Source organism: Gynuella sp., from assembly GCF_050297175.1.
In the GTDB taxonomy this organism is placed as follows: domain Bacteria; phylum Pseudomonadota; class Gammaproteobacteria; order Pseudomonadales; family Natronospirillaceae; genus Gynuella.
This window is the reverse complement of sequence record NZ_JBNKSF010000027.1, coordinates 44,522-58,155: the sequence shown is the minus strand read 5'-3', so window position 1 is coordinate 58,155 and position 13,634 is coordinate 44,522. Positions and strand designations below refer to the sequence as shown.

The 13,634-nt window shown below is 46.4% G+C and carries 13 protein-coding genes; 7 read left to right on the top strand and 6 right to left on the bottom strand.

The features are described from left to right. The first annotated feature begins 117 nt into the window (after positions 1-117). The 4 genes from ACQY6I_RS10075 to ACQY6I_RS10060 all read left to right on the top strand — a co-directional run bounded on the left by ACQY6I_RS10075 (position 118) and on the right by ACQY6I_RS10060 (position 4,420). Entirely contained in the window at positions 118-1,371 is a 1,254-nt protein-coding gene (locus ACQY6I_RS10075; RefSeq protein ID WP_428241359.1) for an ABC transporter substrate-binding protein, read from the top strand. Between the two features lie 107 nt (positions 1,372-1,478). Then, complete coding sequence (locus tag ACQY6I_RS10070; protein WP_428241358.1) at positions 1,479-2,384, top strand: carbohydrate ABC transporter permease; 906 nt, start codon at positions 1,479-1,481, stop codon at positions 2,382-2,384. Continuing rightward, positions 2,377-3,261, top strand: coding sequence for a carbohydrate ABC transporter permease (locus tag ACQY6I_RS10065; RefSeq protein ID WP_428241357.1), 885 nt, complete (start codon positions 2,377-2,379; stop codon positions 3,259-3,261). Before ACQY6I_RS10070 ends, ACQY6I_RS10065 begins: the two co-directional genes overlap by 8 nt. Before the next feature lie 49 nt (positions 3,262-3,310). After that, complete coding sequence (locus ACQY6I_RS10060) at positions 3,311-4,420, top strand: ABC transporter ATP-binding protein (RefSeq protein ID WP_428241356.1); 1,110 nt, start codon at positions 3,311-3,313, stop codon at positions 4,418-4,420. A 39-nt stretch (positions 4,421-4,459) separates the two neighbouring features. On the opposite strand, the gene ACQY6I_RS10055 is transcribed toward ACQY6I_RS10060, so the two are convergent. Next, positions 4,460-6,673, bottom strand: a complete 2,214-nt coding sequence (locus ACQY6I_RS10055) for a bifunctional diguanylate cyclase/phosphodiesterase (RefSeq protein ID WP_428241355.1) — start codon at positions 6,671-6,673, stop codon at positions 4,460-4,462. 237 nt (positions 6,674-6,910) lie between these two features. On the opposite strand from ACQY6I_RS10055, the gene ACQY6I_RS10050 reads away from it, so the two are divergent. Then, complete coding sequence (locus ACQY6I_RS10050) at positions 6,911-7,138, top strand: hypothetical protein (protein ID WP_428241354.1); 228 nt, start codon at positions 6,911-6,913, stop codon at positions 7,136-7,138. Between the two features lie 183 nt (positions 7,139-7,321). Here ACQY6I_RS10050 and ACQY6I_RS10045 read toward each other — a convergent pair whose 3' ends face one another. The 3 genes from ACQY6I_RS10045 to ACQY6I_RS10035 form a co-directional block, all read right to left on the bottom strand. Continuing rightward, complete coding sequence (locus ACQY6I_RS10045) at positions 7,322-8,236, bottom strand: pseudouridine-5'-phosphate glycosidase (protein ID WP_428241353.1); 915 nt, start codon at positions 8,234-8,236, stop codon at positions 7,322-7,324. Then, positions 8,221-9,312 (bottom strand): carbohydrate kinase, encoded by a 1,092-nt coding sequence (locus ACQY6I_RS10040; protein ID WP_428241352.1) that lies wholly within the window; start codon positions 9,310-9,312, stop codon positions 8,221-8,223. The genes ACQY6I_RS10045 and ACQY6I_RS10040 overlap by 16 nt, the downstream gene beginning before the upstream one ends. Before the next feature lie 91 nt (positions 9,313-9,403). Further along, positions 9,404-10,165, bottom strand: a complete 762-nt coding sequence (locus tag ACQY6I_RS10035; protein WP_428241351.1) for an exodeoxyribonuclease III — start codon at positions 10,163-10,165, stop codon at positions 9,404-9,406. A 333-nt stretch (positions 10,166-10,498) separates the two neighbouring features. Between ACQY6I_RS10035 and pyrE the strand changes: the two genes are divergently transcribed. Together pyrE and ACQY6I_RS10025 are read left to right on the top strand one after the other, a co-directional pair. Beyond that, a complete protein-coding gene (gene pyrE / locus ACQY6I_RS10030; protein ID WP_428241350.1) occupies positions 10,499-11,149 on the top strand; it encodes an orotate phosphoribosyltransferase in 651 nt (216 codons plus the stop codon). 258 nt (positions 11,150-11,407) lie between these two features. Further along, positions 11,408-12,007 carry a hypothetical protein gene (locus tag ACQY6I_RS10025; protein ID WP_428241349.1) on the top strand — a complete coding sequence of 200 codons (600 nt, stop codon included), beginning with the start codon at positions 11,408-11,410 and terminating at the stop codon, positions 12,005-12,007. A 91-nt stretch (positions 12,008-12,098) separates the two neighbouring features. On the opposite strand, the gene slmA is transcribed toward ACQY6I_RS10025, so the two are convergent. After that, on the bottom strand, positions 12,099-12,698 hold the full coding sequence (slmA, locus tag ACQY6I_RS10020; protein ID WP_428241348.1) for a nucleoid occlusion factor SlmA: 600 nt from the start codon (positions 12,696-12,698) through the stop codon (positions 12,099-12,101). Further along, positions 12,695-13,606, bottom strand: a complete 912-nt coding sequence (argB, locus tag ACQY6I_RS10015) for an acetylglutamate kinase (RefSeq protein ID WP_428241347.1) — start codon at positions 13,604-13,606, stop codon at positions 12,695-12,697. The genes slmA and argB overlap by 4 nt, the downstream gene beginning before the upstream one ends. Positions 13,607-13,634: the final 28 nt, after the last annotated feature.

The following is a 13,634-nucleotide window of genomic DNA, read 5'->3' as shown; positions in this document are numbered from 1 at the left end:
GGGAATGAGTCAAGATCATCAAAAAGTATGAAGCTTTTTGACTGTTGGCTCGGTTTTCGCCGATAACAGGTGATTGCTCGCTATACAAATAAAATAACAACGCGAAGGATGAACATAATGAAATTCTCCAAATCGATTTTAGGCTTGGCAATAGCTGGAGCCATGTCTGTTTCTGCTGCCCAGGCAGGTGAAGTTGAAGTGCTGCATTGGTGGACTTCCGGTAGTGAAGCCCGCTCTATCGCTGTGTTAAAGCAGATGGTAGAGGCGGAAGGTCATACCTGGAAAGACTTCGCGGTTGCCGGTGGCGCAGGTGAAAATGCCTATACGGTTCTGCGTTCTCGTGCGGTTTCCGGTAATCCCCCAGCCTCTGCTCAGATTAAAGGTCTGGAAATTCAGGAGTGGGGTGATCTGGGGTTCCTGGCGAACCTGGATGATGTCGCGGCAGCCAATCATTGGGATGACATTCTCCCTCCAGTCGTTGCTAAGGTCATGAAAAATGATGGCCATTATGTAGCAGCCCCTGTCAACGTTCACAGGGTCAACTGGTTATGGGCCAACCCTGAAGTGTTTAAGAAGGCCGGAGCCAAGGTTCCGACCTCACTTGATGAGCTGTGGGTTGCTGCTGACAAAATTAAAGCTGCTGGATATACCGCTATCGCTCACGGTGGACAGCCATGGCAGGATGCGACTACATTCGAATCGATCGTATTGGCTGTTGGTGGTTCCGATTTCTTTGACAAGGTTTTTGTCAAACTGGACCAGAAAGCATTGAGCAGCGATACCATGAAGGAGTCATTTGATCAGTTCCGGAAAGTTAAAGAGTATATCGACGCCGGATCTCCAGGGCGTGACTGGAACGTTGCCACGGCAATGGTGATCAAAGGTGAAGCAGGTATGCAGTTTATGGGTGACTGGGCTAAAGGTGAATTCACCGCAGCCAACAAAGCCCCTGGTAAGGATTTTATCTGCGCGCCATTCCCGGGTACAGATGGTGAGTTCACTTTCAACATCGACTCTCTGGCAATGTTCAAACAGAAAAATGCCGATAACGCAGAAGCTCAGAAAGTCATGGCCAAGCTGATACTGTCACCGAAATTCCAGGAGACATTCAACCTGAACAAAGGCTCTATCCCGGTTCGTATCGATCAGGATATGTCGCCGTTTGACAGTTGTGCCAAGGCATCTATGAAAACCTTCATTGCCACTTCAAAAGCAGGTAAAGGTCTGGAGCCATCCATGGCTCACGGTATGTCAGCCACATCCACCGTTCAAGGTGCGATGTACGACGTGATTACTGAGTTCTTCAACAGTGATATGTCTTCAGAAGACGCTGTGAAAAAACTCACACGTTCAGTCAAAGCCGCCATGTAAACCTGATTTACACTGGTGTCCAAAATGGCCGGGGCATAACCCCGGCCGGCATTTGAATCATTGCATGCTTTCTTTGTAAATGGCGTTCATGCAGGGTAATAATCATTATGTCCCAACCAATCAAAATGAAGCCTCGTCTGGTGGACAAAATTGAGTACTGGCTGCCAAAGGTGGTTATGTCTCCAACTGTCTTTTTGACGATGGTGTTTATCTATGGATTTATTATCTGGACAAGTGTGTTGTCCTTTACCAAATCCAGAATTTTACCGGTTTATGATTTTGTCGGCTTTCAGCAGTATGTGAAGTTATTCATGAATGATCGCTGGATGCTGGCGCTTAAGAATCTGGCAATATTCGGAATCTTATTTATTGTCATATGCCTGTTTGTCGGTCTGTTACTGGCGATTCTGCTGGATCAAAAGATTCGTGCCGAAGGTTTTATACGGACGGTCTATCTGTATCCGATGGCTCTATCATTCATTGTGACCGGAACGGTCTGGAAATGGTTGTTGAATCCTACTGTCGGGCTTGAACGTTTTGTTCAGTCGCTTGGATTCGAAAGTTTCAGTTTCGACTGGCTGGTCAATCCTGATATGGCGATCTATACCATCGTGATTGCTGGAGTCTGGCAGTCATCCGGTTTCGTCATGGCATTATTTTTGGCCGGATTGCGGGGGGTGGATAACTCCATCATTAAGGCTGCTCAGATCGACGGTGCCGGCATGGTGACGATCTATACCCGCATTATCATTCCCAGTCTGAGGCCGGTATTTTTCTCGGCGATTATTATGCTGGCTCATATTGCCATCAAATCATTCGATCTGATTGTTGCGCTGACAGGTGGTGGTCCGGGCAATTCCACAGATGTGCCGGCAATATTCATGTATCAGTTTTCTTTTACCCGCAGTCAGATGGGGGTGGGGGCAGCCAGTGCAGTGGTTATGCTGATGGGGATTATTGCAATCCTGATTCCGTTTTTATATTCAGAATTGAGGGCCACCAAAAATGCCTAGTAAATCTCTGACAGATAAGCGTTATGCTGCGATCACTGGTCGGACGATTGTCTATTCAGTTCTGATTATTGTCGCGATCTATTATCTGGTACCTCTGCTGTTAATGGTGTTGACCTCTTTCCGCTCCATGAATGAGATTCGTCTTGGACAGTTGATCGAGTGGCCAAAGTCATTTTCCTCTGAAGCCTGGAGTGAGGCTTGGAGTCAGGCGCAGATTGGTGCCAGAGATGAAAAAGGTTTACGCCCTTACTTTATTAATTCGATCCTGATCGTTATCCCGGCAGTGAGTATTTCCACAATATTGGGAGCTTTGAACGGTTACATTCTGAGTTTCTGGCGTTTTCGTGGCAGCGATGCTTTTTTCGCTATGCTGTTGTTTGGTTGTTTTCTGCCATTTCAGGCGATTCTGTTGCCCATGTCTCAGGCCTTGGGATGGCTGGGGATTTCCGGAACGGTGGGAGGACTGATCTTTGTTCATGTGATTTACGGTATTCCGTTTACGACACTGTTTTTCCGCAACTACTACATAAACATTCCAGGTGAATTGATTAAGGCTGCCAAGCTTGATGGTGCCGGATTCTTCACCATTTTCTGGCGCATTATCCTTCCGGTCAGTACGCCCATTATTGTCGTCTCAGTGATCTGGCAGTTTACTCAGATATGGAATGACTTTTTGTTTGGTGTGGTATTCAGTGATCCGGATTCTCAGCCCGTGACCGTTGGGCTCAATAATCTGGTAAACAGCTCCACTGGTGAAAAACGTTATAACGTTGATATGGCCGGTGCCATTATTGCCGCATTACCAACGATCATTGTATATGTCGTGGCCGGCAAATATTTCGTCAGAGGATTAACGGCGGGTTCCGTTAAAGGCTAGCTAAATTTAATGCAGTCGTTGTCTGGATGGCTGTTTGAGGTGAAATTACATGGCAACATTAACAATTAATAATGTGCAAAAATCATTTGCGGATACTCATATTCTCAAGGGTATCAATTTGGATATTCAGGATGGTGAGTTTGTTATTTTAGTTGGTCCATCCGGTTGTGGTAAATCGACACTATTGAACTGTATTGCCGGTTTGGAAGATGTGACCTCCGGTAGTATTGCCATTGGTGAATATGATGTCACGAATGTCACGCCTAAGGACAGGGACATCGCAATGGTATTTCAGAGTTATGCGTTATACCCGAATATGACTGTACGGAAAAATATTGCCTTTGGACTGGAGATTCGCAAGTTTCCTAAAGAGGATATAGAGGCTGAAGTGCAGCGTGTTGCTGAATTGTTGCAGATTACCCATCTGTTGGACCGTAAGCCGTCGCAACTGTCCGGTGGTCAGAGACAGCGGGTGGCTATGGGGCGGGCTCTTTCCAGGAAACCCAAGATCTATTTATTTGATGAACCGCTTTCCAACCTTGATGCTAAGCTGCGAGTGGAAATGCGGACTGAAATCAAGAAGTTGCATCAGCGTTTAAATACCACAATTGTCTATGTGACCCACGATCAGATTGAGGCGATGACTCTGGCGGATCGTATTGCGGTGATGAAAGATGGATATCTGCAGCAGTTTGGCAGCCCCCAGGAGGTGTATGACAATCCGGCCAATATTTTTGTTGCTGGATTTATGGGATCGCCGTCGATGAACTTTATTCATGCCACTCTGGTTGATCATCATGGACGGTTGTCTGCTGAAGTACATTCAAATGGGCAAAAACAATACCTTCCTGTGCCTGAGAGCATGACTACGGTTTCGGCTTATCTAAACAAAGAAGTGATTCTGGGGATACGTCCAGAGCAAATCACCCAGCAATTACCTCATCAGGTCGATGGTGACAATATCGTCTCTTTTGAGTGTCACATTGAAGTTACTGAGCCCACCGGAGCGGATACGCTGGTGTTGGTTCGGTTGAGCGACCAGGAGGTGAATTGTCGGGTGCACCCGGCAGAGGCCGGTCGTCCAGGGGAGAATATGGTATTGATGTTCAATATGGACAAAGCCGTATTCTTTGATCCGGTGACAGAAGACCGTATATAGACTGCGTCAGGCAGTCTTTTCAGGAATGTTTAATTCTTATCAGGGATGATTTGTCTGTTTCAGCCACTTACAGATGTTTTCTAATGAGCACGGTTTGCAGAAATAGTATCCTTGTGCGTAGTTGCAGCCGATATTTTTCAGTGCGACAACCTGTTCGGCTGTTTCCACGCCTTCAGCAACAGACTCAAAGTTGAAATGATTGGCGATGGATATGATGACGCTGGACAGGAATGTGCCGTTATTTGATTGGGTCATGTTATCGATAAAGGATTTATCAATTTTGATCTGGGTAATTGGCAGGTCATGCAGATACGTCAGCGAATTATATCCTGTGCCAAAATCATCTATGGAAAAGTGAATACCAAAGCTCCGGTATTGATTTAGTCGCTTATTAATTAATTTATGATTGCGGATCATGATCGATTCGGTCAACTCAATCATGAGTTGTTCCGGCCGGACGTTATATTCTTTTAAAGTGTCTTTGACATATTCAAAAAAGTCCTCACTTTCAACCACTGGCACAGATACATTTATGGCAATGACTGTATCGGGACAAATTTTCTCTATTTCCTTAAGGTCCTGACAGGTTTGACGAATTAAGAATCTCTCCAGTTCAAAGATTAACCCGGATGATTCGGCAACAGAAATAAAGTCCTGTGGTGGGATAAATCCATCGTCTGTGGGCCATCGCATGAGCGCTTCCAATCCATTCGCCTGTCCACTGACCAAGGAAACTTTGGGCTGGTAATACAAACACAGCCCATTGTTGCGAATGGCATTTTTCAGCTTGTTGAGCAGTTTGAGACGGGCGCTGACAATTTCATCCAGATGATCTGCATAGGTAACCAGTTCGCCGCGTTGAAAAGCCTTAGCCTGACTAAGTGCCATAGTGGCTTTACGCATGGCATCGGAAGGGCTGCTGCATTGAGACAGATCTGCTACTTTGCCGATGGACACAATAATACGAAGATCTGAGTCAGCAACTTGAATAGGGCTGTCAAACAGCTCAAATAGTTTTTCCGTGGACAGGAAGTTACATGGTGACAGTATGGCGAACGTGTCTCCGGATATTCGGAATATCATGCCGATATCGGTCATGAGTGAATTAAGCCGATGACTGAGTTGAATCAGCACATGATCTCCAACTTCCTGGCCAAGACCGCTATTGATATTTGAAAACTCATCGATGTCCAGCAGGTAGAGATCGTAATTAACCGGTGACTGTACAGTGGAAGCCAGGATTGTCATCAGTCTGGCACGGTTTGGTATGCCACAAAGGCTGTCTTCCCATGCCTGGGTTTTCAGGTTTTCCAACAGTAGTTGGTTTTCCAGGCTGGAAGTGAGAGTCAGCAGCATAAGCCGCAGAGTTTCTACATGATGCCACTCCGGTTTAAAGTGTTTGTCCATGATCAGAACGAATTGACGCTCTTGCGTGTGACCAATCGTTAAGCTTGTTTGTAATTGATTGTCGAACCACTGTTCACAGTCAACTGCCTGATTGAGCCGGTCGAACAGTGGGTGTTGGACATCGATAATGCTGCCTTCCAGGCATTGGAAGTGTTCATCAGCTGCCAGTACATGCCATGCCTGTGTTGAGGACTCCAGGTCTTTCCAGCACAAAGCGGCCGGAGCCTCAACATCCAGCAGGGAGCGGATCTGTTCAATCATTTGCATGCCAAAACTGGGGAGAGAGCCAGTATGCATCATCAGATTGGCGGTGCTAACAATTTTGGCCATATCCCGCTGAGTATTATGCAGAGTAACAATTTGTTGAAATGAGCGTAACGCAGATGTGAGTGAAGTAATCAGGTGGGTGCGGGTCAGTTCTGTTTTGGCGCGATAATCATTGATATCGTAATTGGCAACAGCTTTTGACTCCGGTGCCATGCCAGGTTGCCCTGTACGCAGAATAATGCGAATTTCGTCATTTTTCAGGGTTCTGCGGATAAATTCCACCAGCTTCAGTCCGGTGTCATCTGATTCCATGACAACATCCAACAGGACGACTGCAAAGTGTTGATTGGCTTTCAACAGCTGTTCTGCCTGTGCCCCGGAGTATGCATGATGTAACGCCAGTTCACGCCCCAATATCCGTACAGAGCGTAGACTAAGCATCGTGACCTGATGCACATCCGGTTCATCGTCGACAATTAGTATGTTCCAGGCGCCACTGTGGGGTGGTTTTTGTTCGGTTTCTGTTGGTTCATTTGCAAACACTAACCGTTCATCAGAGGCCGTCGTAGATAATGCCACACTATAACTCCAACATATTGTGCATGGTTGCCAGCATCAAAATATTTAGATTTAGCGTAGTTGAAATTAGCCCCTTCAGCCAATGGAAGCCAATAATTTCTGACTCACATAAACGACTGAACGGGCGTATGATTTGTATTTTTCTTATGAGTGAACATGAGAGAGAGCCTGATAACGGCTTTAAACCACTGCGTAAATTGAACGTCTAACGGACTATTCTGGGTTTTGGAGTTGCTAATGTTTCAAATTACTGTGTTTGAGATGGTGGTGTTGATCGTATTGATTTCCACGATAGGACAACTTATCAGACAACGAATGCGCACACAGAAAATCAGTCGTGAGCAATTAAAAGAACTGGAGCAGAAGATTCGCCGTATCGATGAGCTGGAGGAACGGATCAGAGTGCTGGAAAGGATCGTTACCGACCCAAAAGAAAACCTGCGCAGGGATATTGGGGCTTTGTAAATGACGGTTAGGGGACAATTCTTTGTATGGCAACGACCTGCACCCTTGGTTGATTGCAAAAACCGATGATGTTGTGTGGCTGGAGCATTACTGAAGTCTAAAGAACCGGTAGGTAAGAACGACACTATCCAATGCAGACGTAAGCCAGCATGGGATAGTGTTTTTGAGAAGTGTGCCGCTGTACTAAAGCTGGCTTAGCTCTGTCGCAATTCCTGCTGCCAGCCGCGCATTGTTTAATACCAACTGAATGTTGCTTTCGAGACTGTTTCCACCAGTCAGTTGTGCCACTCGCTCCAGCAGGAACGGAGTAGACTCTTTCCCACCGACTTGTTTCTGCATGGCTTCCTCCAGTGCTTGTTCAATCGCAGCATTAATCTGGGCCTTGTCCATGGCGTATTGTTTTGGGATCGGGTTGGCGATGACGACACCGCCGTTCAATTGCAGACTCCATTTGGCTCTCAGAAATGTAGCAATTTGTTGCGCATCATCCAGTCGGTAGTCCACGCTCTGGTCACTGTCACGGGTATAAAAAGCCGGCAGCTGCTCAGTTTGATGGCCGATAACCGGTACACCATGGGTTTCCAGGTATTCACGCGTCAATGCCAGGTCCAGAATCGATTTGGCACCAGAACATACGACGGCGACGCTGGTCTGCGCCAGTTCCTGCAGATCTGCCGAAATATCAAATGTCTGTTGTGCTCCCCGGTGTACTCCACCAATTCCGCCGGTGGCAAATACTTTAATACCGGCCATAGCGGCAATAATCATTGTTGCTGCAACAGTTGTTGCGCCATGTTTGCCGGTTGCGACAACATAAGGCAGGTCCCGTCGGGAACATTTAATGACGGAATGGCCAGCTTTGGCCAGGGTGTTGATTTCGTCGCGACTGAGTCCTGCTTTCAACCGTCCATCTATAACTGCTATGGTGGCAGGTATTGCACCGTTTTCCCGGATAACTTGTTCTACTTTAAATGCGGTCTCAGCATTATTGGGCCAGGGCATGCCATGGGAGATGATTGTGCTTTCCAGTGCCACCACGGGTTTGTTATCTGCCAGAGCTTGTTGTACTTCGGTGCTGATGTCTAAATGTTTGTGCATGAGTTTTCCATCCAAAGTTGAATCTTTTCGTAACTGAGATCGGGGTTGACGGCGAGTGTGGACTTGAGCGTAAACGTAGCGCAGGCCAGGGCTAGCTGAAGCTGCTGTTGCAGAGTGTGCTCCTGCAACTCCGAATACATCACTGCTGCCATCAATGCATCGCCCGCACCGGTATCGCTGATCATCTGATCCGTTTTAGGTGGAGCGGCTTGTATCCGCTGTTCGCTGTTCGCCAATATGGCGCCCTCTGCACCAAGGCTTAATAGTACTTTTTTAATACCTTTTTCCAGTAGCGCGTCCAGAATCTCATCATTGGATAATGAAGATTGCTGCAGAATCGCCAGTGCCTCTGCCCGATTGGTTTTCAGAATGCTGAGTTTGGGCAGTAGAGCTGCTAATCGTGGCGCTTTGGTTTCAGACACTGCATCTGCGGAAATCGGGCTGGAGAATTGTTGTTCGGCAAGCCATTGGATTAATTCTTCGGAACAATTGGCTTCCACCAGAATCTGATTGGCGGCCTGTAATGTGGGTAATCTGCTGATCAGGTCATCCGGGCCAAATTTATCCATAATGCTCATATCTGCAACGGCGCCCTGGAGAAAACCGCTGGAATCATTCAAAGCGATGTAAGTGCCGGTGGAGAGCCCGGGTTTTACCATGCAGTGCTCGGTGCTGATCTGGCAACGAACCAGATCATCCAGCAGCCAGCGTCCTCTTGGGTCATTGCCAATGACCGAAACCAGTTGTACCTGTGTCCCGAGGCGGGCAAGGTTTTCAGCAATGTTACGGGCAACTCCACCCGCCGTCTGGCTGATGCTGCCTGGATTGGAATCTGCCGGCAGAAAGCTATGGAAGCTGGAACCAATGAGGTCAACATTGGCTCCCCCAATCACCACAATGCTTTTTGGGGGTGGAAAAATATACCCTTTCCCAATGATTTTGCCTTTACGTGTCAGGCGCATAATGTGGCCGGCGACAGATTCGCGCGAGAGTCCCAGTTGATTTGCAATTTCCTGTTGGCTAGCCATAGGGTTATGGCGCAAAGCCTGGAGGACTTTAAGTTCTTGAGGAGTCATAGTTCTAACAAAAGTTTGGCTTGTTTAACTCATGTTAGGTCTTTGTTAGAAGTAGTGCAAATGAATTGTGCAATTGAAACACTGGAATGGATTACAGTTCCAGGTCGTAATCCACTTCCAACATGCAATGAGGAGACAGGCGGGGGTCAGTAATAATTCTCGCAGTGTCGATATAAGGGGCCAGCTCCGGCGTGATAATCTGATAATCAATCCGCATACCAAAGCGCTGGGCTTCGTCAAATGGCCACCAAGTATGTTGCAGTTCGCGTTTGTTGATTTGTCTGAATGCGTCAACGTATCCCAATGGTCCTACTATCTGATCCATCCAGGCGCGCTCTTCGGGTAGGAACCCAGGATTGCGTTGATGGTTTTCCCAATTGCCAAGATCAATGGTTCTGTGAGCCATGTGAAAGGTACCCACGAAGATATACTCGCGGCGTTTGCGACGGGTTTTTTTCAGATGTGCCTTAAACTGTTCCATGAACTGGAACTTCAGCTCTTGCTCTTCATCATCGCTGGCATAGGGAAACAAAACAGAACAGATACTGAAATTATCAAAGTCGGCCTGTATGAACCGGCCCTCAATATCACATTGGGGGAATCCCAGTCCACGAATGACGGCCTTCGGCATTTTGCGGCAATAGATCCCGACACCACTGAAATCATCCTCTTCGGCATCTGCGAAAAAAGCCTCGAAACCCGGCACTTCAAGAACATGCTGAGGTATCTGATACTCTTTACAACGCAGATTCTGAACACAAACGATATCCGCATCACAGTTTTTCAGCCACTCGCTGAAACCTCTTTCCTCTGCGTTTTCGACACCATTTAAATTCAAGGTGATGATTTTCATCTGTTCCTATTTCCGATTAATCGTGCGCATAAGCGCAGATATGAATACAAGTCGACCATCCTGTTTGGAGGCATTTCATTGATATTTAGTGCTGGAGGAGCTTAGAAAAATTTTCATATTTCAGTTTAGCTCAGTTTTCCTGTTTGTAGACTGAAAAACAGATTGAACCAGGAACCCCCAGGATTATCCACACGTTTGGAGTCAGGTAATATACACATTTTGACACATCTTTTTAATCTCTTTTTAGGTGCCCATCCGTATGGCAGGATTTGAGTCGGTTGCTCAGATATAATGGCATAATCCGTATCTTGAAACTGGAACCGTAAAAAGATTATGAAACCTTTTCAGTCAGAATTTATTGAGTTTGTACTTGCCCAGAAAGTCTTGCAGTTTGGCCATTTTACTTTGAAATCCGGACGGCAAAGCCCGTATTTTTTCAATGCCGGATTACTGAAAGATGGTGCTGCATTATCCCAGTTGGGGAAGTTCTATGCCCAGGCAATCATAGAATCGGATCTTTCTTTCGATCTTCTGTTTGGGCCTGCTTACAAAGGTATTCCCCTGGCGGTGTCAACTGCTGTAGCGCTGCAGCGTGATTATCAAATAAACACGCCATATGTTTTTAATCGCAAGGAAAAAAAGGACCATGGTGAAGGAGGCTCGCTGGTCGGTGCTGAGTTGCAGGGGCAGGTGCTCATCGTAGATGATGTGATCACGGCGGGTACTGCGATACGGGAGGTGATGGATATTATCAGTCGCTATCCGGCCTCTGTACCTGCAGGTGTTCTGGTAATGATTGATCGGCAGGAGAAAGGTCGATCCGATCTGTCGGCTGTTCAGGAAGTGGAGCGTGACTTTGGCATTCCGGTCATCAGTATCATCTCCCTTGATAACATTGTGGAATATCTGCGCGAGCGTCCGGATATGAAGACTGAGCTGGAAAGTATTTATGCTTACCGGGAGCAATTTGGAGTGACCCGATAAATACTGGTGACCGGCGGCTGTCTAAGCTTGTGATTGACCTTGACAGACTCTCCTCCTTGTCCGATGGTTGCTATGTTTAAGAATCAGGAAAACCACAATAAACGAACCGCTTCCGTACTGGCTGTAGTAAGGCTTCTGTTTTTCTGCAAAGAAAATAGTGATCTCTCTGACAGCATTGTCATATTGTTAATGAAGCGATTGGGTAATTTCGGGTTGTCCTGAAATATTTATCAAGTATCTTAATATTGGGAATCGAGTATGAAATCGGGCAAACAGTTTGTTTGCATTGTAGTGTTCATGACCGCCGGTTGGACTGCTGCAGCGAACCTTTATCGTTATACCGACCAAAACGGCACCCTGGTGCTGGAAAGCATGATACCCCCTGAGTTTGTCTCTAAAGGATATGAAATTTTAAATGAACAGGGACAGGTGCTTAAAGTGGTTCCTCCTGCGCCATCTGCCGAAGAGTTGGCCAAAATGAAAGCCGAGAAAGAAAGGCAGGAGATGCAGAGTGCCAGAGACGAAGAGTTAATGAAGTTATATCGTTTTCCAGAAGATGTTGATCGGGCGAAAGCTTCCTGGATGAGTCGACTGGATGTTGAGATCAAGCTTAAGCGTAATCAATTGACCATCCGGCAGACTGAGTTGGACGAACTGCGCTCTCAGGCTGCAGCGTTGGAGCGTGTCAATAAACCCGTCCCCGAGACTTTGTTGCAGCAAATGCAGGAGGTACAGGCGCTGATGGAGACCATTAATGTTGATATTCAGAAAGTTGAAGCCCGTAAAGTTGAGGATGACAAACAGTTTGAACTGGATAAACAACGGGTTGCAGAATTGGTCAAGAACAAACAAAAGTAAGGTGTTGTTTTTGCGGTAACAGCTTTTTTGATAAAGGCTGACTGAACAGATGATGGGTCATGACTGCTAGTCAGCGTTTTGGATTGAGGATCTAAAAGATAAACAGTGCGTGCGCAAGGGCAGCCCACTGTTCTTTCCAGTAAAGAGTAGGAGAGTGTGCAAATTCAGTTCGAACGAACTCACCAATGCGCCCTTGTACAACGGCAAGTGCCAGATTGGAGCTAGCATTGACTGGTAGCCGCAGTTGCGCGTCTTCTCGAATTTCTGTTTCCCGAAATACTTGCTTAAGTTGTGTATCAAGGCGATCAAACAACTGAGCCACCCGTTGTCGTAGACGATCGGTTTCTCCAGCTAGAGCATCACCATTCAATATTCTGCACATGCCAGGATTTTTTTCTGCAAATGTCAAAATAAGTGTCAGTATGGCATTACATCTGATTTCTGTTTGTTTCTCTTCCTGAAGAATGCGGTTGATACGACTAAACAGTGTCTCCTCAATAAAACTTATGAGTCCTTCAAACATCTTGGCCTTAGAGGGAAAATGTCGATACAGAGCGGCCTCAGAAACGCCTACGGCATTGGCCAGTTTAGCGGTGGTAATTGGGCTGCCTGGCTGGTTTTCCAACATCTGTGCCAGTGACTGAAGTATTTGTTCTCTTCGGTTTATTTTTTTTTGTACAGCTTGGATCATGACTCAGCTTGCTTATGATTAGTAATCAAAGTGCCTACCCCTTCATTGGAAAACACTTCCAGTAATGTGGCATGGGATACCCGGCCATCTATTATGTGAGAGCTGGTAACGCCGTTGTTGACGGCATCCAGTGCACAACGGATTTTTGGTAGCATGCCACCATAAATGGTTCCATCTTCAATTAATGCATCTACCTCACCGGTTGAAAGCCCGGTCAGGACATTACCTTGCTTGTCTTGTAATCCTGATATATTGGTCAGCAGGATAAGTTTTTCTGCCTGCAGGCATTCGGCGATTTTGCCAGCCACAAGATCTGCATTGATGTTATAACTGGCACCATCATGTCCTACACCAATAGGAGCAACAACCGGAATAATGTCTCCCTTGATGAGCATTTGTAAAACATTGGGATCTACTTTTTCGACTTCACCAACGTGGCCGATATCGACGATTTCTGATTTTTGAAGATCCGGGCTTATGGTTTTAATCTTCATTTTTTTTGCGTGAATCAGGCGCCCGTCTTTACCGGTCAGGCCGACAGCTTTACCACCATGTTGATTGATCAAGGTTACGATTTCCTTGTTAACCAAACCGCCCAGAACCATTTCCACAACATCCATGGTTTCAGAGGTGGTAACCCGCATACCATTTATAAACTCGGATTTGATGTTGAGTTTTTCCAGCAGATTACCTATTTGAGGGCCTCCACCATGTACCACTACCGGATTAATGCCAACGGTTTTGAGCAATACAATATCTCTGGCGAAACTGGATTTCAGATTTTCCTCGGTCATGGCATTGCCACCGTACTTGATCACGATGGTCTTTCCCTGAAACTGCTGGATATAAGGTAGGGCTTCACTAAGGACTTGTGCAAAGTTTAACGCACTGTTTATATCAAGTGGCATTTACGTAACCCTTGGATTTCTTGTTGAG

Bases quoted from the DNA above. Each gene is read 5' to 3' on its own strand.
- ACQY6I_RS10075 (WP_428241359.1), top strand. From the start codon at position 118: ATGAAATTCTCCAAATCGATTTTAGGCTTGGCAATAGCTGGAGCCATG.
- ACQY6I_RS10070 (WP_428241358.1), top strand. From the start codon at position 1,479: ATGTCCCAACCAATCAAAATGAAGCCTCGTCTGGTGGACAAAATTGAG.
- ACQY6I_RS10065 (WP_428241357.1), top strand. From the start codon at position 2,377: ATGCCTAGTAAATCTCTGACAGATAAGCGTTATGCTGCGATCACTGGT.
- ACQY6I_RS10060 (WP_428241356.1), top strand. From the start codon at position 3,311: ATGGCAACATTAACAATTAATAATGTGCAAAAATCATTTGCGGATACT.
- ACQY6I_RS10050 (WP_428241354.1), top strand. From the start codon at position 6,911: ATGTTTCAAATTACTGTGTTTGAGATGGTGGTGTTGATCGTATTGATT.
- ACQY6I_RS10045 (WP_428241353.1), bottom strand. From the start codon at position 8,236: ATGCACAAACATTTAGACATCAGCACCGAAGTACAACAAGCTCTGGCA.
- ACQY6I_RS10040 (WP_428241352.1), bottom strand. From the start codon at position 9,312: ATGACTCCTCAAGAACTTAAAGTCCTCCAGGCTTTGCGCCATAACCCT.
- ACQY6I_RS10035 (WP_428241351.1), bottom strand. From the start codon at position 10,165: ATGAAAATCATCACCTTGAATTTAAATGGTGTCGAAAACGCAGAGGAA.
- pyrE (WP_428241350.1), top strand. From the start codon at position 10,499: ATGAAACCTTTTCAGTCAGAATTTATTGAGTTTGTACTTGCCCAGAAA.
- ACQY6I_RS10025 (WP_428241349.1), top strand. From the start codon at position 11,408: ATGAAATCGGGCAAACAGTTTGTTTGCATTGTAGTGTTCATGACCGCC.
- slmA (WP_428241348.1), bottom strand. From the start codon at position 12,698: ATGATCCAAGCTGTACAAAAAAAAATAAACCGAAGAGAACAAATACTT.
- argB (WP_428241347.1), bottom strand. From the start codon at position 13,606: ATGCCACTTGATATAAACAGTGCGTTAAACTTTGCACAAGTCCTTAGT.